At 64.9% G+C, this 19630-nt stretch carries 17 protein-coding genes; 4 read left to right on the top strand and 13 right to left on the bottom strand.

What is annotated here, in order from left to right:
- Positions 1 to 65: 65 nt before the first annotated feature.
- The gene (gene serS, locus AAG895_RS07755; protein WP_345794922.1) at positions 66 to 1358 is read right to left on the bottom strand and encodes a serine--tRNA ligase; all 1293 of its coding nucleotides are present in this window, start codon (positions 1356 to 1358) and stop codon (positions 66 to 68) included.
- Between the two features lie 264 nt (positions 1359 to 1622).
- Between serS and AAG895_RS07750 the strand changes: the two genes are divergently transcribed.
- The gene (locus AAG895_RS07750) at positions 1623 to 1886 is read left to right on the top strand and encodes a hypothetical protein (RefSeq protein WP_345794921.1); all 264 of its coding nucleotides are present in this window, start codon (positions 1623 to 1625) and stop codon (positions 1884 to 1886) included.
- Here the strand turns inward: AAG895_RS07750 and AAG895_RS07745 are convergent.
- The 4 genes from AAG895_RS07745 to AAG895_RS07730 form a co-directional block, all read right to left on the bottom strand.
- On the bottom strand, positions 1858 to 3285 hold the full coding sequence (locus AAG895_RS07745) for a replication-associated recombination protein A (RefSeq protein WP_345794920.1): 1428 nt from the start codon (positions 3283 to 3285) through the stop codon (positions 1858 to 1860). The genes AAG895_RS07750 and AAG895_RS07745 overlap by 29 nt on opposite strands.
- A 16-nt stretch (positions 3286 to 3301) precedes the next feature.
- A complete protein-coding gene (gene lolA, locus AAG895_RS07740) occupies positions 3302 to 3964 on the bottom strand; it encodes an outer membrane lipoprotein chaperone LolA (RefSeq protein ID WP_345794919.1) in 663 nt (220 codons plus the stop codon).
- Positions 3961 to 6252 carry a DNA translocase FtsK 4TM domain-containing protein gene (locus AAG895_RS07735; protein ID WP_345794918.1) on the bottom strand — a complete coding sequence of 764 codons (2292 nt, stop codon included), beginning with the start codon at positions 6250 to 6252 and terminating at the stop codon, positions 3961 to 3963. The genes lolA and AAG895_RS07735 overlap by 4 nt, the downstream gene beginning before the upstream one ends.
- Positions 6253 to 6400: 148 nt before the next feature.
- A complete protein-coding gene (locus AAG895_RS07730) occupies positions 6401 to 7072 on the bottom strand; it encodes a cyclic nucleotide-binding domain-containing protein (protein WP_345794917.1) in 672 nt (223 codons plus the stop codon).
- A gap of 220 nt (positions 7073 to 7292) precedes the next feature.
- Between AAG895_RS07730 and trxB the strand changes: the two genes are divergently transcribed.
- Together trxB and AAG895_RS07720 are read left to right on the top strand one after the other, a co-directional pair.
- On the top strand, positions 7293 to 8246 hold the full coding sequence (trxB, locus tag AAG895_RS07725) for a thioredoxin-disulfide reductase (protein ID WP_345794916.1): 954 nt from the start codon (positions 7293 to 7295) through the stop codon (positions 8244 to 8246).
- Between the two features lie 8 nt (positions 8247 to 8254).
- The gene (locus tag AAG895_RS07720) at positions 8255 to 9331 is read left to right on the top strand and encodes a Smr/MutS family protein (RefSeq protein ID WP_345794915.1); all 1077 of its coding nucleotides are present in this window, start codon (positions 8255 to 8257) and stop codon (positions 9329 to 9331) included.
- A 49-nt stretch (positions 9332 to 9380) separates the two neighbouring features.
- Here AAG895_RS07720 and AAG895_RS07715 read toward each other — a convergent pair whose 3' ends face one another.
- Positions 9381 to 9719, bottom strand: a complete 339-nt coding sequence (locus tag AAG895_RS07715) for a P-II family nitrogen regulator (protein WP_345794914.1) — start codon at positions 9717 to 9719, stop codon at positions 9381 to 9383.
- Between the two features lie 18 nt (positions 9720 to 9737).
- Positions 9738 to 11366: an NAD+ synthase gene (locus AAG895_RS07710; protein WP_345794913.1), complete on the bottom strand. Its 1629-nt coding sequence runs from the start codon at positions 11364 to 11366 to the stop codon at positions 9738 to 9740.
- A gap of 250 nt (positions 11367 to 11616) precedes the next feature.
- Here AAG895_RS07710 and AAG895_RS07705 point away from each other — a divergent pair, with 250 nt between their 5' ends.
- On the top strand, positions 11617 to 12873 hold the full coding sequence (locus AAG895_RS07705) for a GNAT family N-acetyltransferase (RefSeq protein ID WP_345795255.1): 1257 nt from the start codon (positions 11617 to 11619) through the stop codon (positions 12871 to 12873).
- Here AAG895_RS07705 and AAG895_RS07700 read toward each other — a convergent pair.
- From AAG895_RS07700 to AAG895_RS07675, 6 genes are all read right to left on the bottom strand, one after another.
- On the bottom strand, positions 12852 to 13418 hold the full coding sequence (locus tag AAG895_RS07700; protein ID WP_345795254.1) for an NUDIX hydrolase: 567 nt from the start codon (positions 13416 to 13418) through the stop codon (positions 12852 to 12854). The genes AAG895_RS07705 and AAG895_RS07700 overlap by 22 nt on opposite strands.
- A 94-nt stretch (positions 13419 to 13512) precedes the next feature.
- On the bottom strand, positions 13513 to 14982 hold the full coding sequence (gene nuoN, locus AAG895_RS07695) for an NADH-quinone oxidoreductase subunit NuoN (protein ID WP_345794912.1): 1470 nt from the start codon (positions 14980 to 14982) through the stop codon (positions 13513 to 13515).
- A gap of 50 nt (positions 14983 to 15032) precedes the next feature.
- Positions 15033 to 16514 (bottom strand): NADH-quinone oxidoreductase subunit M, encoded by a 1482-nt coding sequence (locus AAG895_RS07690; RefSeq protein WP_345794911.1) that lies wholly within the window; start codon positions 16512 to 16514, stop codon positions 15033 to 15035.
- A gap of 74 nt (positions 16515 to 16588) precedes the next feature.
- Entirely contained in the window at positions 16589 to 18607 is a 2019-nt protein-coding gene (gene nuoL, locus AAG895_RS07685; protein WP_345794910.1) for an NADH-quinone oxidoreductase subunit L, read from the bottom strand.
- Positions 18608 to 18621: 14 nt separating this feature from the next.
- Complete coding sequence (gene nuoK, locus AAG895_RS07680) at positions 18622 to 18927, bottom strand: NADH-quinone oxidoreductase subunit NuoK (RefSeq protein ID WP_004304479.1); 306 nt, start codon at positions 18925 to 18927, stop codon at positions 18622 to 18624.
- Positions 18928 to 18991: 64 nt separating this feature from the next.
- Positions 18992 to 19597 (bottom strand): NADH-quinone oxidoreductase subunit J, encoded by a 606-nt coding sequence (locus tag AAG895_RS07675; RefSeq protein ID WP_345794909.1) that lies wholly within the window; start codon positions 19595 to 19597, stop codon positions 18992 to 18994.
- Positions 19598 to 19630 lie beyond the last annotated feature (33 nt).

The raw sequence follows: 19630 nt of genomic DNA, 5'->3' as shown, positions 1-19630 counted from the left end.
ATGAGAAAGCCCCTGTTCCACAGCGCTCGCCGTGGAACAGGGGCCAAGGGAGAGGGCCGGTTCGCTTAGAGCGGCGGCTCGAGGCGCTCGACGCCCCCCATGTAGGGCACGAGCGCCTTCGGGATCACGATCGAGCCGTCTGCCTGCTGGTGGTTCTCCAGCACGGCGACCAGGGTGCGGCCCACGGCAAGACCCGAGCCGTTGAGGGTATGGACCAGCTCGTTCTTGCCCTGCGCGTTCTTGTAGCGCGCCTGCATGCGGCGGGCCTGGAAAGCCTCGCAGTTGGAGCAACTCGAGATCTCGCGGTAGGTGTTCTGCGCGGGCAGCCAGACCTCCAGGTCGTAGGTCCTGGCCGCGCCAAAGCCCATGTCGCCGGTGCACAGGGTGATGACGCGGTAGGGCAGTTCCAGCTTCTGCAGGATGGCTTCGGCGTGGCCGACCATCTGCTCGAGCGCCTCGTTGCTCTTTGCAGGCTCGACGATCTGCACCATCTCGACCTTGTCGAACTGGTGCTGGCGGATCATGCCGCGCACGTCGCGTCCGCCGCTGCCCGCCTCGGAGCGGAAGCAGGGGCTGTGCGCAGTCAGGCGGATCGGCAGCGCATCGAGCGCGAGCACGTCCTCACGCACGCTGTTGGTGAGCGTGATCTCGGCCGTGGGGATGAGGTACTGCTCGAGCCCTTCCTCGTCGCCGCCGCGCAAGACCCAGAAGAGGTCCTCCTTGAACTTGGGCAGCTGGCCGGTTCCGTAGAGCGCCGAGCCATTGACGATGTAGGGCGTATAGCACTCGGTATAACCATGCTCGCGGGTGTGGGTGTCAAGCATGAATTGCGCCAGCGCACGATGCAGGCGCGCCACCGGGCCACGCAGGAAAGCGAAGCGCGCACCCGAGAGCTTGGCACCGGTCTCGAAATCGAGGCCGAGCGGCGCGCCGAGATCCACATGATCGCGCACCTCGAAGTCGTAGCTGCGCGGGCTGCCCCAGCGCCGCACCTCTACGTTGCCGGACTCGTCCGCGCCCACCGGCACGTCCTGCTGAGGCAGGTTGGGCAAGGTGGCGAGGAAGGCGTTGATGCGCTCGAGCAGCACCGGTAGCGCCTGCTCGCAGGCCTTGAGCTCGTCACCGAGCTGGGCGACCTCGGCCATCACGGCGGAAGCGTCCTCGCCCTTTCCCTTCAACATGCCGATCTGCTTCGACAACGCGTTGCGACGCGCCTGCAATTCCTGGGTGCGGGTCTGGAGCCGCTTGCGTTCGTCCTCGAGCGCCTGGAAGGCCGCGGTGTCGAGTTGGAGGCCGCGCGTCGCCAGCCGCGCGGCGACGGAATCGATCTGGGTGCGAAGAAGCTGGATGTCGAGCATCGGGGTGTTTTCCTGGAACGTTTCGAATCAGTGGCTTGCAGGGGGAAGTTAAAGCGCCGTGAGCACAATCAAGCCCAACAAGGCGGGGCCGAAGAGATTTTGCACAAACGCACCATGGATGGCGCAGCGCAAAAATTAACTTTTCCAATCAGTAACTTGTTTAGTTGACGCTACGTAAATCGAACTTGCAAAAGCGCGGCTGTCAATTATCCTTGAATCAATCACGAGGCCGCAGCAGACGGCCCAATCCTGGAGGAGTTCGGCATGCTATCCATTCGCGACTGCCTAGACTACTGCGACCTCACCGATGAGGAAGTCGCCCTCATCGCCGAGCATGAAGAGATTCCGGATGCGGCCGCAGCACAGGTCTGCTGCGGCTTGGTGCAGACGCCGGAAGGGGTGATGGTGCTTACCAACTTCATGCTCGAGCTCATTGAACGCGCGAATGCGTGCGGCGACGTCAGAAAGGCGGAGCGCGCGGCTTCCGTGTGCGCGCGGTTCATGAAGGACCATCCTCTCCCGCACTGAGGCTCTCCTCGCCCGGCGGCTTTCTCATCGCCGGGTCTTGACGCGAGGCCGGCCCCTCCGGCGGGGCCGGTCTCGCGTTTTGTTGGCTGCTGCCCGCCCGTGCCGCGCGGTCGAGATCTTGCAGGTGCGCGAGCTTCTCGCCGATCCGCGCTTCCATGCCGCGCGGCGCCGGGCGATACCAGCCGGGGGCAGTCATGCCTTCTGGGAAGTAATTCTCTCCTGCCGCATAGGCTTCAGGCTCGTCGTGCGCGTACCGATAGGCCTTACCGTAGTCGAGCGCCTTCATCAGCTTGGTGGGCGCGTTGCGCAGGTGCAGCGGCACCGGACGAGAGCCGTCGCGCGCGACAAAGGCGCGCGCGGCGTTGTAGGCCTTGTAGGCCGCATTCGACTTGGCGGCACAGGCCAGGAAGATGGTCGCCTGCGCAAGCGCGAGCTCGCCCTCGGGTGAGCCGAGGCGCTCGTAGGTGCTGCAGGCGTTGAGCGCGATCTCGAGCGCGCGCGGATCGGCCAGGCCGATGTCCTCCACCGCCATGCGGATCAGCCGACGGCCGAGGTACAGCGGGTCGGCACCGCCGTCGAGCATGCGGCAGAGCCAGTACAGCGAGGCATCGGGATCGGAGCCGCGCACGGCTTTGTGCAAGGCCGAGATCTGGTCGTAGAAGGCCTCGCCGCCCTTGTCGAAGCGGCGAAGATTCCGCGACAGCGCCTGATCGACGAAGGTGGCAGGAACCGGATTCACCTTCGCGGTCTCGGCTGCAACCTGCACCTGCTCGATGAGGTTCATCAGCCGCCGCGCGTCGCCGTCTGCAAAGCCGACCAGGCGCTCGCGCGCGTCCGGCTCGAAGCGCAGATCCGGGCAGGCGATCGCATGCGCACGCTCGAAAAGCCGCGTCATCGCGCCTGCATCGAGCGACTCGAGGACATACACCGCAGCGCGCGACAGCAGCGCGGAATTGACCTCGAAGGACGGATTCTCGGTGGTGGCGCCGATGAAGGTCACCAGCCCCTGCTCGACATACGGGAGGAAGGCGTCCTGCTGCGCCTTGTTGAAGCGGTGCACCTCATCGACGAAGAGGATGGTGTGGCGCCCGCGCGCCTTCGCTGCCTGCGCCTGCTGGATCGCCTCGCGGATCTCCTTGACGCCGGAGAACACCGCCGACAGCGCGACGAACTCGGCGTCGAAGCCGTGCGCCATCAGCCGCGCCAGCGTGGTCTTGCCGACTCCGGGCGGCCCCCACAGGATCATCGAATGCGGCCGCCGCGCTTCGAAGGCCAGCCGCAGTGGCTTGCCCGGCCCGAGCAGGTGGGCCTGTCCCGCGACCTCGTCCAGGGTCCGCGGCCTCATGCGCTCGGCGAGCGGGACCTGCGGCGGTTCGAGGGCCTCGAAGAGATCGCTCATCGATGCGGCAGCAGGCTCAGCGCGCCGTGCCGGAGAGATCGCCGATTATGTCGGCGCCAGCGGGCGGGCTGAAGGTGAAGCGGTCCGCAGCGAGCGCCGGGTTGGCCCGCAGGCGGACGAAACGGATCACGGTGGTCTGACCGAAGTGATCGCGCATTTCCATGCGCCGGAGCTGGCCGTCAGCCAACCCGATACGCAGTGATTCAAAACCGCTCTCGGTCCGTTTCGGGCGCGCCTCGGCCCAGGCCAGGCCGTCGTGCTCGCCGCCCTCGGCGAGCTCGAAGCTGTCCTCGAGCGCACCGCTGCCGAACAATATCGCCGCCGGCGTGGCGCCGAGGGCGTCACCGATGGTCCGCACGGTAACCTGATTCAGGTCGGGATCCCAGGACCACAGCCGCTCGCCGTCGCCCACGAGCACCTGGCGGTACGGACGGTCGTATTCCCAGTGAAAACGTCCCGGACGTGCGTAGGCGAAGCTGCCCGACGCCTCCTGCGGGCGCCGCCCAGACTGCGTCGTGACGACCTGCTCGAACTCGCCCTCGGCACTGCGCGCGCCAGCGACGAAGTCGCGCAACTGCTGCACGCCGCCGGCAGCGAAGGCGCCGAATGCGCTCAGCGCCATGGCTACGGCCGCCGCACCGCGCAACAGCGCGGACGGTCCTGTGCGGACATGCTTCATTCGCTCTCCTTGGCCGGAACGATCACTTCACGATTGCCGTTGCTCCCCATCGGCGACACCAGCCCGGCGCGTTCCATCTGTTCGATCAGGCGCGCGGCGCGGTTGTAGCCGATGCGCAGATGACGCTGCACCAGCGAGATCGATGGCCGACGCGTCTTGACGACGATCTCCACCGCCTGGTCGTAGAGCGCATCGGACTCGCCGTCTCCGCCCTCGCCGCCGGCGCCGAGCGCAGCATCGACGTCGTCCTCGGCCGAGGACAGGATGCCCTCGACGTAGTCCGGCGGTCCGATCCTCTTCAGGTGATCGACCACCTTGTGCACCTCGTCGTCGGCGACGAACGCACCATGCACGCGCACGGGCAGGCCGGTGCCGGGGGCGAGGTAAAGCATGTCGCCCATGCCGAGCAGCGTCTCGGCGCCCATCTGGTCGAGGATGGTGCGCGAGTCGATCTTGCTCGAGACCTGGAAGGCGATGCGCGTCGGCACGTTGGCCTTTATCAGGCCGGTGATGACGTCCACCGAGGGGCGCTGGGTGGCGAGGATGAGGTGGATGCCGGCCGCGCGTGCCTTCTGCGCCAGGCGAGCGATCAGCTCTTCGACCTTCTTGCCGACCACCATCATCATGTCGGCAAGCTCATCGACCACCACCACGATGTAGGGCAGCGGTTCGAGCGGCTCGGGGTTCTCGGGGCTGATCGAGAACGGGTTGGTGAGCGGAGCCTCGGCCTTGCGCGCCTCCGCCACCGCCTTGTTGAAGCCGGCAAGGTTGCGCACACCGACCGCCGCCATCAGCTTGTAGCGCTTGTCCATCTCGGCCACGCACCAGTTGAGCGCGTTGCCCGCGTGCTTCATGTCTGTGACGACGGGCGCAAGCAGGTGTGGGATACCCTCGTAGATCGACAGCTCGAGCATCTTCGGGTCGACCATGATCAGGCGCACGCGGTCGGGCTCGCTCTTGTAGAGCAGCGAGAGGATCATCGCGTTGATGCCGACCGACTTGCCCGAGCCCGTCGTGCCCGCCACCAGCAGGTGCGGCATCTTGGCGAGGTCCGCCACCACCGGCTGGCCGCCGATGTCCTTGCCCAGCACCACGGTAAGCGGCGAATGCGCGTCCTGATACACCTTGGAGCCGATGATCTCGGACAGGCGCACCATCTGCCGCTTCGGATTGGGCAGTTCGAGCGCCATGCACGACTTGCCCGGCACGGTCTCGACCACACGGATCGACACCAGCGAAAGCGCCCGCGCGAGGTCCTTGGCCAGATTGACCACCTGGCTGCCCTTCACGCCGGTGGCAGGCTCGATCTCGTAGCGGGTGATCACCGGACCGGGATAGGCCGCGAGCACCTTGACCTCGACGCCGAAGTCGGCGAGCTTGGTCTCGATCAGGCGGGAAGTGAATTCGAGCGACTCCGGCGACGGTGGCTCGACACCGCCGCTCGCCGGATCGAGCAGCGCCACCGGTGGGATCGCCCCCGCGAGCGCATCGGCGAAGAGCGTCTGCTGGCGCTCCTTCTCCACACGCTCGGACTTCGGCACGGCGACGACCGCCGGCTCGATGCGCAGCGGCGCGGGCGACTCCTTCTCCACCTTGCGCCGGCGTGTCTGCACCACGGCCTCACGCTTCTGGGCGATTTCGCGACCGGCGCGGCGGTCCTGCCAGCGCATCCACGCCTGCTGGACGCCGATCACGCCTTGTTCGAGCCACAGCCCCACGCGCTCGACCACCGCCAGCCAGGAAATGCCGGTAAACAGCGAAAGACCCGAGGCGATCAGCGCGAGCAGCAGCAAGGTGCCACCGGTGTAGCCGAAGTAGCGCTGGGTCGCCTGCCCGAGTTCCATGCCGATCAGCCCGCCGGGCTCGAGCGGCACGGCCGCGCCGTGGGAGTGGAAACGCAGGAACTCGAGGGCGCTGCTGGTCAGCAGCACGACGAAGAAACCGATCATCACGAAGATGAAGGAGCGACGGTCGAGCTCGAGGCGGTTCTTCAATCTCCGGAAGCCCCACAGCAGGCTGTAGCCGAGGAACACCACCCACCACCACGAAGACACGCCGAAGAGATACAGCAGCAGGTCTGCCAGCCAGGCACCGAAGCGCCCGCCGGGATTGGATACGCGCGCGACCTCCGCAGCGTGGGACCAGCCCGGGTCCTGCTCGCTGTAGCCGACGAGAACGAGGCCGACATAGAGCGACATCACGCCCAGGATCAGCCAGCGCGCCTCCTGCAGCAGGAGCGAGATCTTTTCCGGCAGCGGCTGGGAGCGGGAGGACGAGCGAGACAGCATTGCGGTGCGACCAGACGGCCAGAGTGAAACAACCGCTGGATTATACGGGATCGACCGCCCCGGCCACCGCCGATGTTGCGCCTGCTCACAAAGCCGTCATGAGCTCAGCCTCGCCCCAAGCGCAACCCGCCCGAAGCCTGCAGCCGGTTCAGACGTCGTTCAGTCGCTCGCGCAACACGATACCGTCCGGCCGTTCCTCGATGAGGCCCTGCTGGCCAAGATCCTTCATGACCCGGCTCACCATCTCGCGCGAGGCGCCGATCATCTTGGCGATGTCCTGCTTCGAGATCTTGCGCACGACCACCGCTTCGCCACCGACGTCCTCCGACATCTCGATCAGCAGGCGGGCGACCCGCCCATAGACGTCCATGAGCGCCAGGCTCTCGATCTTGCGGTCGGCATTGCGCAGCCGCTCGGCCAGATTGCACATGATCCGCCACGACACCTCGAAGCTGTCGTGCATGATGCGGCGGAAGTCCTGCTTGGAGATAAGCACCAGGTCGGACGGCACGACGGCGATCACCGATGCCGAACGCGGGCGCTCGTCGAACATCCCCATCTCTCCGAAAAGCTCGCCCTGCCCCAGGATGGACAGGATGACCTCGCGCCCATCTTCGTCGCTCACCACCACCTTGAGGCTGCCGGTGAGCACCAGATAGACATAGTCGGGCCGATCGCCCGCGCACACCACCGACTGCCCGCGCGGGAACCTGCGCATCATGGAGACGCGGGCAATGTTGCCCAGCGCCTCGTCCGACAAACCATGGAAAAGCGGGAAGGTCTTAAGGGCGACGACGGAAACGGCGGTGGTCTGGGTCATGCGCACTCCGGGATGCACGAAAAAGATCAATGCGTCGATAAACTCATCGCAAAGTGTAAACGAATGTGAGGCGAATCATGGAAATGTCGTGAAATTCGTCACGCCGTCGAAACCCCCCCGAGACGCCGTGATGAGCCGGGGCAATCGCCCCCATCAATCCCGGCGAATGACCCGTCCGCTATAATCCTGCGCTTGTCCCGTAACGCCCAGGAACGCCTCCATGACGACGAAACACGCCCGCCTGCTGATTCTCGGCTCCGGTCCCGCCGGCTACACCGCTGCCGTCTACGCTGCGCGCGCAAACCTGAATCCGGTGCTGGTAACCGGCCTCGCACAGGGTGGCCAGCTCATGACCACCACCGAAGTCGACAACTGGCCGGCCGACGCCGATGGCGTGCTGGGCCCCGACCTGATGGCGCGTTTCCAGAAGCATGCGGAGCGTTTCAACACCGAGATGATCTTCGACCACATCCACACGGTGAAACTCGGCGAGAGGCCATTCCGCCTCATCGGCGACAGCGGCGAATACACCTGCGACGCGCTGATCATCGCCACCGGCGCAACCGCCAAGTATCTCGGCCTGCCCTCCGAGGAGAAATTCGCGGGCCGCGGCGTGTCGGCCTGCGCGACCTGCGACGGCTTCTTCTACCGCAACCAGGAGGTCGCGGTGGTCGGCGGCGGCAACACCGCAGTCGAGGAAGCGCTCTACCTCGCCAACATCGCCAGGAAGGTCACGCTGGTGCACCGTCGCGAGAAGTTCCGCGCCGAGAAGATCATGATCGACAAGCTCATGGAGAAGGTCACCGCCGGAAAGATCGAGCTGGCGCTCAACGCCACCCTGGACGAGGTCCTCGGCGACAACACCGGCGTGACCGGGATGCGCATCAAGGACGTCCGCACCGGCAGCACCCGCGACGTGGCGCTCCAGGGCGTGTTCATCGCCATCGGCCACAAGCCCAACACCGATATCTTCGAGGGGCAGCTCGAAATGGAAGGTGGCTATATCGTCACCCAGGGCGGACGCAACGGCAACGCGACCCAGACCAGCGTGCCGGGGGTGTTCGCGGCGGGCGATGTGCAGGACCACATTTACCGCCAGGCGGTGACCTCGGCCGGCACCGGCTGCATGGCCGCGCTCGACGCCGAGCGTTACCTCGACGCCCTCGGCGACTGAGCGGCGCCATGGGGCGGCGGACTCCCGCAAAGCAGACGCGCGGCGCCGCCGCGGGCTCCAGCGGCGCCGCGGACAAGCCGAACACGCCGTTCGCCGGCCTGCGCCAGCGCATCCGCGCGGCGCAGGCGTCGGAACCGGACGCGGAGCAGCGGCCGCCCGCAGCGCGGATTCGCCCGGCCCGGATACCCTCGCCCAAGTCCGAGCCCGATCCACGACCGGATGCCGCCGATCTCGAACTCTTTCGCGCGGCGGTAGGCAAGGTGCAGCCGGTCGGCGGGAGCGATCGCGCATTCATCGAGCGACCACGCCCGGCGCCGCTGCCGCGGCAAGTCGCCGAGGAGGCGTCGCCTGCGGATCCCGGCTCTCCGCAGCGGACAGAGACCGATCCGCTCCGGCTCGCTTATGCGGGCGTGGTTCCCTTGCGCGACAGCGGACGCGTCGAGCTCGAGACCGCGTATCGCCATCAAGCGCAACAGCCCTCAACCGCGCGCGCGGGCCGCATCCAGCGCCCCGATGCCATCCTGCTGCCAGCGGACGCCGACCTCAGCGACCCGTCGGCGCTCTTTCGCAGCGTGGTAGGCGATGCCCAGCCCGTCGCCGACCGCAACCGGGTGGAGATCGCGCCCCCGGCCCCACCTCCCGCACCGCTCAAGCGCGAGGCCGACGAGCGCGCGGCACTGCATGAATCGCTGGCGGCCCCGCTGACCTTCGAGGACCGCCTCGACATGGGCGAGGAAGCGGCCTTCCTGCGTCCGGGGCTTCCACGACGCGTACTCACCGACCTGCGGCGCGGGCGCTGGGTACTGCAGGGCCAGATCGACCTGCACGGCCTCACGCGTGACGAGGCGCGCGCAGCCCTCGCCCATTTCCTGCACGACGCGCTCGCACAGGGCAAGCGCTGCATCCGGGTGATACACGGAAAGGGCCATGGCTCGCCCGGCAAGGTGTCAATCCTGAAGCAGCTGTCGCGGGGCTGGCTGGCGCAGCGGGAGGAAATCCTCGCCTTCTGTCAGGCCGGCCCCCACGACGGTGGTGGAGGCGCCCTGCTCGTGCTGCTACGCGCCCAGAACGCCAGCTCACGCTAGGGGGCTCCTGCCGGCCCGGCGCGGCCCACGCGCCTGGCCCAGGCCTGGATCAGATGGCAGACTCGTTCGTCTCCCCGGTGCGGATGCGAATCACCTGCTCGACCGCGCTTACGAAGATCTTGCCATCGCCGATCTTCCCCGTGTGCGCAGCCTTGACGATCGCCTCCACCGCCTGGTCGACGATGTCGTCGGCGAGCACCACTTCGACCTTGATCTTGGGCAGGAAGTCCACCACGTACTCGGCGCCCCGGTATAGCTCGGTATGACCTTTCTGGCGGCCGAACCCTTTCACCTCGGTCACGGTGAGGCCGGTGATACCGACCTCGGACAGCGCCTCGCGAACCTCGTCCAGCTTGAACGGCTTGATGATCGCCTCGATCTTCTTCATCCACGTCTCTCCTGTCTTTCAGAACTCATCCTGGTAGCGGGATGTTATCGGATAACGCCAGTCCCTGCCGAAGCCGCGCGGCGTGACCCGGATGCCCACGGGGGCCTGCCGCCGCTTGTATTCGTTGCGCTTGAGCATGGCCACCGTGCGCCGCACCTCGGTCTCCGGGAAGCCGGCGGCGATGATCTCACGCGGCGACTCGTCGCGTTCCATGTAGGCCTCGATGATCGCATCCAGCATCTCGTAGGGCGGGAGACTGTCCTGATCCTTCTGGTCCGGCTTGAGCTCGGCCGATGGCGGACGGTCGATGATGTTCTGCGGAATCACCGGACCCAGCGTATTGCGCCAGTTGGACAGCCGGAACACGAGCGTCTTGTAAAGATCCTTCAGGACCGCGAAACCACCTGCCATGTCGCCGTAGAGGGTAGCGTAGCCAGTCGCCATCTCGCTCTTGTTGCCGGTTGTCAGCACGATCGAACCCGTCTTGTTCGACAGCGCCATCAGGATCATGCCGCGAATCCTTGCCTGCAGGTTCTCCTCGGTGGTGTCGGCAGGCAGACCGGCGAACTGCGGCGCGAGCAGGTCGGCGAAAACCTTCATCGCGGGCTCGATCGGGATCTCGTCATAGCGCACCCCGAGCCTGCGGACCATCTCGCGCGAGTCGTCGAGACTCATCTGCGCGGTGTAGGGCGACGGCATCATTACCGCGCGCACGCGTTCCGCACCAAGCGCGTCGACCGCCACGGCCAAGGTCAGCGCCGAGTCGATGCCGCCCGAAAGACCGATGATCGCGCCCGGGAAACGGTTCTTGCCGACGTAGTCGCGCACGCCTATGGTGAGTGCCTCGTAGGCCTCCGCCTCGAGCAGCCGCGGCTCGGCAACACTGCCACCAAGCCAGCGCCCGTCAGCGAAGCGAAGCGTCACCACGCCTTCTTCGAAGCTTGACGTCTGGTGCGCAAGCGCGCCGTCATGGTCGAGTGCGAAGGATGCGCCATCGAACACCAGCTCGTCCTGCCCGCCCACCATGTTGCAGTAGAGAACCGGCAAGCCGCTCTCGCGAACGCGCTCGCGCACAACCTCGAGGCGCTGAGCCTGTTTGTTGATGTGATAGGGCGAGGCGTTGAGCGCGAGCAGGACCTGGGCACCGGCTGCCCGTGCCGCCGCCGCCGGCCCTGACTCCCAGACGTCGGCGCAGATGTTCAAGCCGAGGCGCACGCCCTTGCACTCGAAGACGCAGGCCGCATTCCCGGCCTCGAAATAGCGCTCCTCGTCGAACACCTCGTAGTTGGGAAGCAGACTCTTGTGGTAGCGCGCCAGCAGTTGCCCGTCACGCAATACCGATGCGGCGTTGTAACGCTCGTCGAGATCCTCGACCGGATGCCCCAGCACCACCGCGATCCCCTGCGCAGCGGCGGCGATACGCTGTGTCTCGCGCCGGCAAGCGCGATAGAAATCAGGGCGAAGCAGCAGGTCCTCGGGGGGATAGCCCGAAAGTGCAAGCTCGGGCGTGAGCAACAGGTCAGCGCCGGCCGCACGCGCTTGTTCGAGGGCGGCGATGATGCGATTGGCGTTTCCGGGCAAGTCGCCAACGGTGAGGTTGAGCTGCGCGAAGGCGATCGTTAAGCAGGAGTGAGCGTGTGCGTTCATGGGGCGAAACTATACCGCTTCAGCGTGCGCCCACGCATGCCGAAGTCTCCGGGATACGCAGCCGCCCCGCAGCCTGCAGCCTCCGCGGCAGGAAACCCACAGGCGATGGGGGCAAGCCTGTGGATAAGTCCTGAGTTTCGCTTGCAAGTCGATGTCGGGCAAGCGTATCGTCCGCCTGCACAAAAAGAAGGCAGCTGCGCAAAGCACGCGGAGCGGATCGACAAACACCCAGGGCGCCGCCCTCAACACGATGAAACGCACCGACGGACTGCACCTGCTATCGGCCATCAACGGAATCGCGGCAACGCAGTGGGACGCTCTCCTCGACGCCACCGCTTGCCCCGCGCCTCCCTGCTTGCGCCATGCCTTCCTGGCCACACTCGAGGAGACCGGCTGCGTGGGCGGCCGCTCGGGCTGGTTACCCAAGCACGCAGGCCTGTGGCGGGATGGCGAACTTGTCGCCGTCATGCCCATGTACGAGAAGCACCACTCATACGGCGAATACGTCTTCGACTGGGCCTGGGCGGAGGCCTACCACCGCCATGGGCTCGCGTACTACCCGAAGTGGCTGGCCGCAGTGCCCTTCACGCCGGTTCCCGGGCCACGCATCCTCGGCCGCGATCCCGGAGCCCGCAAGGCCCTGATCGAAGCCGTGATCGCCCGGGCACGCGAGGCACGCCACTCGTCATTCCACCTTCTTTTTCCAGCCGCGGACGAGCTTCCTCTGCTCGCCGCGGCAGGGATGTCGATTCGCGAAGGGGTCCAGTTCCATTGGGAGAATGCCGTGCCTGCGCTGCCGCAATGCGGATCCGCTGCAGCCGCGTCACCGGCGACCGAGCCCGAGCGAAACGGCGCGCGCTGGAACGGCTTCGATGCCTTTCTCGCCAGCCTCAATCACGCAAAGCGCAAGAAGATCCGCCAGGAACGGCGGCGCGCTGCCGATCACGGACTGCGCATGCGCTGGCTCGATGGTCACGACGCAGGCCCCCGAGACTGGGATTTCCTCTACGGCTGCTACGCCGCCACCTACGCCGCGCACCGTTCGAGCCCCTATCTGACCCCCACCTTCTTCCACCGCCTCGCCGAGCGCATGCCCGACTCGGTGCGATTGCTACTCGCACTGCGTGATGACAGCCCGGTCGCGGCGGCGTATTTCCTCTGCGACGATGGCGCCCTCTACGGGCGCTATTGGGGGACGACCGAGCCGCTCGCCTTCCTGCACTTCGAGCTGTGCTACTACCAGGCGATCGAATACTGCATTGCCGAAGGCCTTGCGCGGTTCGAAGGCGGGGCGCAGGGGGAGCACAAGCTGTCGCGCGGCCTGCTTCCGATCCGCACCTATTCCGCACACTGGATCGCCGACCACCGTTTCCGGCGCGCTGTCGACGACTTCGTCGCGCGCGAGCGCCAAGGCGTCGATTTCTATCTGGATGAACTGAGCGAGCGCCTGCCCTTCCGACGCGAGCAGGCCCAAGGCCCTGCGAATCAGCGGCCCAGCACGGCGTGAATCAGGGGGCGCGCACGATAGAACGCGGTGATGCTCTTGGCGTCAGTGATGCGCCCCGTGTGAATGGCCTCCTCGACCGCATCCACGGGCATCGCCAGCACCTCGAGAAACTCGCCCTCATCCCAGGCATGGCCGACGTGCCGTAGCCCGCTCGCGAAGAAGATCTCGATCCGCTCGTCGGAGTAACCGATGCACGGGTGCATCACGCCGACATGCTGCCAGTCGGCCGCCTCATAGCCGGTCTCCTCACGCAGCTCCCGCATCGCGCATGCCAGGATCGCCTCGCCGGTGTCGATCTTTCCGGCGGGGAACTCCAGGAAGGCACGCCGCAAGGGATACCGGAACTGGCGCTCGAGCACGAGCGCGCCATCCGCCTGCAACGCGACCACGACCACCGCCCCGGGATGCCGCACGTATTCGCGCACGCTCTCGCCGCCATCCGGAAGCCGCACGCGGTCGCGTCGGACGTGCAGCAGCGCACCGTCGAAAACCTGTTCGGAAGAGAGCGTGCGCTCGATCAGAGGATCGTCCGGGAGGTGGCTCATCATTGGCTACGATCGCAATCCGCAAACAACTTGGCCATCGCACACGCGATGGCCAAGGGAGAAAACGCCTGATTACCCAAGCTTCCGGAGCCTACTACAGCGACCCCAGCAGTGCGTAAGCACATACGGACATCAGCATCTGCGGCGCCAGTCCCAGCGCGGCGATTGCAAGGCCATTGGCCGACAGCATCACGCGCACCTCGGCCGGCGCATGGATCGGCGCCGCATCCACCGGCTCGTCGAAATACATCAGCTTGACGACACGCAGGTAGTAGAAGGCTCCGATCACCGACATCACCACCGCAAGCACCGCGAGCCAGAAGTAGCCTGCCGCCACCACCGCCTGAAGCACCGACAGCTTGGCGAAAAAACCGATGAAGAAAGGCACGCCGGCCATCGAGAACATCACGAAGAGCATCATCAAGGCGTACCAGGGGCTACGCTTGTTGAGACCCTTGAAGTCGTCGATGTTCTCCGCCTCGAACCCCGCCCGCGACAGCAGGATGATCATGCCGAACGAGGCGAGGCTCATGATCACGTAGGACACCGCGTAGAACATCGCCGAACTGTATGCGTTGAGCGCGAAGTGGCGATCCCCCTCCACCACTCCGGCAAGCAGCCCGAGCAACATGAAGCCCATGTGGGAGATGCCCGAGTAGGCGAGCATGCGCTTGATGTTCTGCTGCGCGATCGCAGCGAGGTTGCCGAGCACGATCGACGCCACCGCCACCAGCATGAGCATCACCTGCCATTCCTCGGCAATATCGAACAGCGCCCAGACCAGAAGTCGGATGGCCATCGCGAACGCCGCCAGCTTGGGCGCCGTGGCGATCACCAGCGTCACCGCGGTCGGCGCGCCCTGATAGACGTCGGGCACCCACATGTGGAAAGGCACCACGCCGAGCTTGAAGCAGATGCCCGCGACCAGGAACACGAGGCCGAACATCAGCACGGTCTGGTTGGCGGACTGGTTGTAAATGGCTTGGGCGATTCCCGAGAACTCCAGCGTCCCGGTCGCGCCGTACACCATCGACATGCCGTAGAGCAGCAGACCGGAGGCGAGCGCACCGAGCACGAAGTACTTCATCGCCGCCTCGGTCGACCGCGCCGAGTCACGATCGAAGGCCACCATCGTGTACAGCGCAAGCGACATCATCTCCAGACCGATGTACATCGGGAGCATGTGGTTGGCGGTCACCATCACCATCATGCCCAGCGTCATCAGCAGCGCCAGCAGGTAGTACTCGGGCTTGTCGATCTTCCGGTCGGCCATGTAGCCGCGCCCATAGAGCAAGGCGATCGCCGTCGAGAAATAGATCATCAGCTTCAGGAAATCGCCCATCAGGTCACTGATGAACATGTTGCTGAAGGTATGAACCACTTCCCCTTCCATCGTGTAGATGGTGATGAAAGCCGCCGCGACGAGGGTCGCCTGCGTGAGGAAATAGGAGAGATTGCGCGCGATGCTGCGGGCGAAGGTACTCGCCAGCATGATCACCAGGGCCATGACGGCCACGAAGATCTCGGCCGCTGCGGGGTAGAAGTCGGGGACGACGAAATTCATCTTCTGACCAGTCCGTTAAGAGTCTCTCGGGCGCTTGCGCTGAATGGCGCTCAGAGCTTGCTCACGGCAACATGCCGCAGGAGTTCATTGACCGAGGCGTGCATCACTTCGGTGAAGGGGAAGGGGTACAGGCCCATCGCCAGCACGCACGCCGCCAGGATCGCGAGGAAGGCGAACTCGCGGCCGTTGATGTCCTCGAGCTCTGCCACGTGCTTGTTCGCAACCTTGCCGAAGACCACGCGCTTGTACATCCACAACGAATAGGCGGCGCCGAGGATCAGCGTCGTGGCCGCAACGAAACCGATCCAGAAGTTGTACTGCACCGCGCCGAGGACGACCATGAACTCGCCGACGAAACCGGAGGTCGCAGGCAGTCCCGAGTTGGCCATCGCGAACAGCATGAAGAAGGCAGCGAACTTCGGCATCGTGTTGACCACGCCGCCGTAATCCGCAATCTGGCGCGAATGCATGCGGTCGTAGAGCACACCGATGCAGAGGAACATCGCGCCCGATACGAAACCGTGGGAAATCATCTGCACCAGGGCACCCTCGACACCAAGCGGGTTGAAGATGAAGAAACCCAGGGTCACGAAGCCCATGTGCGAGATCGAGGAATACGCCACCAGCTTCTTCATGTCAGCCTGCACCAGCGCGACGAAACCGATGTACACCACCGCGATCAGCGACAGCGCGATGACAAGCGGCGCGAGTTGCTGCGCCGCGTCCGGCACGATCGGCAACGAGAACCGCAGGAAACCGTAGGCGCCCAGCTTGAGGCCGATCGCCGCCAGTACGACCGAACCGCCTGTGGGCGCCTCGACGTGCGCATCGGGTAGCCAGGTATGCACCGGCCACATCGGCACCTTGACGCCGAAGGCGATCAGGAAGGCGAGGAAGATCAGGATCTGCGGCTCGATCGGCAGCGGCAGTTGGTGCCAGTCGAGGATGCTGAAGCTGCCACCGGACTGCATGAACAGGTAGAGCAGTGCCACCAGCATCAACAGCGAACCGAGCAGCGTATAGAGGAAGAACTTGATCGCAGCATAGACGCGATTGGCGCCGCCCCAGATGCCGATGACCAGGTAAAGGGGGATCAGCGAGGCTTCGAAGAACACGTAGAACAGCACGCCGTCGAGCGCCGAGAAGATCCCGTTCATCAGGCCCGACATGATCAGGAACGCCGCCATGTACTGTGCGACCTTGTCCTGGATGACCTGCCAGCCGGCCATCACCACGAGGATGGTGATGAAGGCGTTCAGGATCACGAACAGAACGGACAGGCCATCGACGCCGAGGTGATAGTTGATGTTGAAGCGCGGCACCCAGGACGTCAGCTCGACGAACTGCATCGCGCTCGTCGTGGTGTCGAAGCCGGTATAGAGCGGAATGGTCACGACGAAGCCAGCCACCGCGACCGCGAAGGCGAGCATGCGCGCCAGCGGGGCATTGCGATCCGAGCCGGTCGCGAGCACCAGCAGGCCACCGAGGATCGGTACCCAGATCGCCAGACTGAGGAGAGGAATGTCCGTCATCGTTGCTTTCCGTTCAGTGCGCCGAGCACGGCGCGTTCGATCTTGTTATGTGTTTCCGTTCCTGCGTGTCCGTCTCAACCCCGGTTGAACCAGTAGGTGAGCAGGACGAACACGCCGATGATCATCATGAAGGCGTACTGGTACAGGTGGCCGGTCTGGAACAGGCGCGACATCTGCGCAACCCATCCGACCAGTTTCGCCGACCCATTGACCGCGATACCGTCGATCAGGCCCTGGTCGCCCGCCTTCCACAAGCCCTTGCCGAGCGCACGGGCGCCACCAGCAAAGAAGATCTCATTGAAGCGGTCGAAGAAGTACTTGTTCTCAAGCAGGCTGTGGATCGGCTTGAAGGTGCGCTGGATCGCAGCCGGGATGTCCGGACGCTTCATGTAGAAGAACCACGCCAGTGCGACGCCACCGATCGCCAGCCAGAACGGCGCCGTCTGCAGCCCATGCACCGCCATGCCGACCGGGCCATGGAAGTTCGCCGCGAGCTCCCTGAGGCCGACGTGGTTGTCCCCGACGAAGATCACGCCCTTGAACCATTCTCCGAACAGCATCGGCTCGATGGTGAAGAAGCCGATCAGCACCGAAGGAACGGCCAGCAACACCAGGGGCAAGGTCACAACCCAGGGCGACTCGTGCGGCTTCTGCCCGGGGGCGAGCCCATGGTGGTGGTCGGCAGACGGCTCCTCGTCATCATGGTCGCCATGGTGATCGTGATGCTCGTGCGCCTTTCCGAAGCGTTCTTCGCCATGGAACACCAGGAAATACATGCGGAAAGAATAGAACGCCGTCACGAACACGCCGAGCAGGACGCAGAACATCGCATAGCCGGAACCCGCGATCGTCGACGCATGCACGGCCTCGATGATCGAATCCTTGGAGTAGAAGCCGGAGAACAGCGGGAAGCCGATCAGCGCCAGCGAACCGAGCAGCGAGGTGATCCACGTGATCGGCATGTACTTGCGCAGGCCGCCCATGTTGCGCATGTCCTGATCGTGGTGCATGCCGATGATCACCGATCCTGCACCGAGGAACAGGAGCGCCTTGAAAAAGGCGTGCGTCATCAGGTGGAAGACCGCGGCCGAATAGGCGGACACGCCGAGCGCGACCGTCATGTACCCGAGCTGCGAGAGGGTCGAGTACGCCACCACGCGCTTGATGTCGTTCTGGACGATGCCGAGGAAACCCATGAACAGCGCGGTCGTGGCGCCGATGACGAGGACGAACGAAAGCGCTGTGTCCGACAGCTCGAACAGCGGCGACATGCGGGCCACCATGAAGATGCCTGCGGTCACCATGGTCGCGGCGTGGATCAGTGCAGAGATCGGGGTCGGGCCTTCCATCGAGTCGGGCAGCCAGACATGCAGCGGAACCTGCGCCGACTTGCCCATGGCGCCGATGAACAGACAGATGCAGATCGCGGTCAGCAGCGGCCAACCCGTCACTGCCATTTCGGTCACCGAAAGCTCCTGAGCCTTGGCAAACACCTCCTGGTAGTTGAGGCTGCCGGTGTAGGCGGCGATCAGGCCGATGCCGAGCAGAAAGCCGAAGTCACCCACGCGGTTGACCAGGAACGCCTTCATGTTCGCGTAGATCGCGGTCGGGCGCTCGTACCAGAAACCGATCAGCAGGTAAGACACCAGGCCCACCGCCTCCCAGCCGAAGAACAACTGGAGGAAGTTGTTCGACATCACCAGCATCAGCATGGAGAACGTGAACAACGAGATGTAGCTGAAGAAACGCTGGTAACCCGGGTCCTCCGACATGTAGCCGATGGTGTAGATGTGCACCATCAGCGACACGAAGGTCACCACCAGCATCATCATCACCGTCAGGGAGTCGATCTGGAAGCCCACCTCGAAGTTGATCCCGCCCGCCTGCATCCAGGTATACACGGTCCCGTTGAAGGTGTTGCCGGCGGCGACGTCCTGGTAGATCACCACCGATGCGACGAAGGCGATCGCCACCCCAAGGATGGTGACGACGTGCGCCCCTGCGCGCCCGATCGGCTTGCCGAACAGTCCCGCCAGAATGGCGCCCGCGAGCGGCGCCAGCGGCACGAGAAGATAGAGAGTCTGCATGTCCATATCGTGTCGCTTCCTTAACCCTTGAGGCTGTCCAGGTCATCCACGTGGATCGTGCGCATGTTGCGGAACATGACGATCAGGATCGCCAGGCCGATCGCGGACTCAGCCGCTGCGACGGTGAGGATGAAGAAGACGAAAACCTGGCCGGCGATGTCGCCCAGATAGTGCGAGAAGGCCACGAAGTTCATGTTGACCGACAGCAGCATCAGCTCGATGGCCATCAGCAGCACGATCAGGTTCTTCCTGTTGAGGAAGATCCCGACCACGCTGATCGCGAACAGGATCGCGCCCAGAATGAGGAAATGGGAAAGCGAAAGCATCTAAGACCCCCTGATCGCGCCGGCGCGAGGGCCGGCGCGGTGTTCTTTTCTTGTTTGCGCGCCGTCAGTCTTCTTTATCGGCCTGCATCTTGACCAGTTCGATCCGCCCCTCGGCCTTGACTGCGACCTGCTCGGACGGCGGGATCGACTTGAGGCCCTTGCGCTTGCGAAGCGTCAGTGCGACAGCCGCCACCATCGCCACCAGCAGGACCAGCGAGGCGAGTTCGAAGGGATACACATAGTCCGTGTAGAGCACCCGGCCAATCTCGCGCGTGTTGCTGTAGGTCTCTGCAGCCGCAGGGGGCGCCGGCATTGCCTCGAGGCCGAAATACGAGCCCCCGAGCACCATCACCATCTCGACCAACATGAGGATGCCCACCAGAGCACCGACCGGCAGGTAGCTCCAGAAGCCCTCGCGGAGTCGATCGAGGTTGATGTCGAGCATCATCACCACGAAGAGGAACAGCACCATCACCGCACCGACGTAGACCATCACCAGCGTGATGGCGAGGAATTCTGCCTGCAGCAGCAGCCAGAGCCCGCCGGCATTGAAGAAGGTCAGCACGAGGAACAGCGCGGCGTGCACCGGGTTCCGGGCTGTGATCACCCTCAGCGCCGCGAAAACCATGATCACGGCGAGAAAGTAGAAGACGAAGGTCTTGAATTCCATGTTCTTGACTCGTGGCGCCGAGGCGCCCTCCCC

The organism is Thauera sp. JM12B12 (assembly GCF_039614725.1).
Classification (GTDB): Bacteria; Pseudomonadota; Gammaproteobacteria; order Burkholderiales; family Rhodocyclaceae; genus Thauera.
Note: the sequence above shows the minus strand (reverse complement) of the source record. Positions and strands in the feature narration are given on the sequence as shown.

Excerpts from the sequence above, each read along its gene's own strand:
- serS (WP_345794922.1), bottom strand. The coding sequence starts at position 1,358 with ATGCTCGACATCCAGCTTCTTCGCACCCAGATCGATTCCGTCGCCGCG.
- AAG895_RS07750 (WP_345794921.1), top strand. The coding sequence starts at position 1,623 with ATGCTATCCATTCGCGACTGCCTAGACTACTGCGACCTCACCGATGAG.
- AAG895_RS07745 (WP_345794920.1), bottom strand. The coding sequence starts at position 3,285 with ATGAGCGATCTCTTCGAGGCCCTCGAACCGCCGCAGGTCCCGCTCGCC.
- lolA (WP_345794919.1), bottom strand. The coding sequence starts at position 3,964 with ATGAAGCATGTCCGCACAGGACCGTCCGCGCTGTTGCGCGGTGCGGCG.
- AAG895_RS07735 (WP_345794918.1), bottom strand. The coding sequence starts at position 6,252 with ATGCTGTCTCGCTCGTCCTCCCGCTCCCAGCCGCTGCCGGAAAAGATC.
- AAG895_RS07730 (WP_345794917.1), bottom strand. The coding sequence starts at position 7,072 with ATGACCCAGACCACCGCCGTTTCCGTCGTCGCCCTTAAGACCTTCCCG.
- trxB (WP_345794916.1), top strand. The coding sequence starts at position 7,293 with ATGACGACGAAACACGCCCGCCTGCTGATTCTCGGCTCCGGTCCCGCC.
- AAG895_RS07720 (WP_345794915.1), top strand. The coding sequence starts at position 8,255 with ATGGGGCGGCGGACTCCCGCAAAGCAGACGCGCGGCGCCGCCGCGGGC.
- AAG895_RS07715 (WP_345794914.1), bottom strand. The coding sequence starts at position 9,719 with ATGAAGAAGATCGAGGCGATCATCAAGCCGTTCAAGCTGGACGAGGTT.
- AAG895_RS07710 (WP_345794913.1), bottom strand. The coding sequence starts at position 11,366 with ATGAACGCACACGCTCACTCCTGCTTAACGATCGCCTTCGCGCAGCTC.
- AAG895_RS07705 (WP_345795255.1), top strand. The coding sequence starts at position 11,617 with ATGAAACGCACCGACGGACTGCACCTGCTATCGGCCATCAACGGAATC.
- AAG895_RS07700 (WP_345795254.1), bottom strand. The coding sequence starts at position 13,418 with ATGAGCCACCTCCCGGACGATCCTCTGATCGAGCGCACGCTCTCTTCC.
- nuoN (WP_345794912.1), bottom strand. The coding sequence starts at position 14,982 with ATGAATTTCGTCGTCCCCGACTTCTACCCCGCAGCGGCCGAGATCTTC.
- AAG895_RS07690 (WP_345794911.1), bottom strand. The coding sequence starts at position 16,514 with ATGACGGACATTCCTCTCCTCAGTCTGGCGATCTGGGTACCGATCCTC.
- nuoL (WP_345794910.1), bottom strand. The coding sequence starts at position 18,607 with ATGGACATGCAGACTCTCTATCTTCTCGTGCCGCTGGCGCCGCTCGCG.
- nuoK (WP_004304479.1), bottom strand. The coding sequence starts at position 18,927 with ATGCTTTCGCTTTCCCATTTCCTCATTCTGGGCGCGATCCTGTTCGCG.
- AAG895_RS07675 (WP_345794909.1), bottom strand. The coding sequence starts at position 19,597 with ATGGAATTCAAGACCTTCGTCTTCTACTTTCTCGCCGTGATCATGGTT.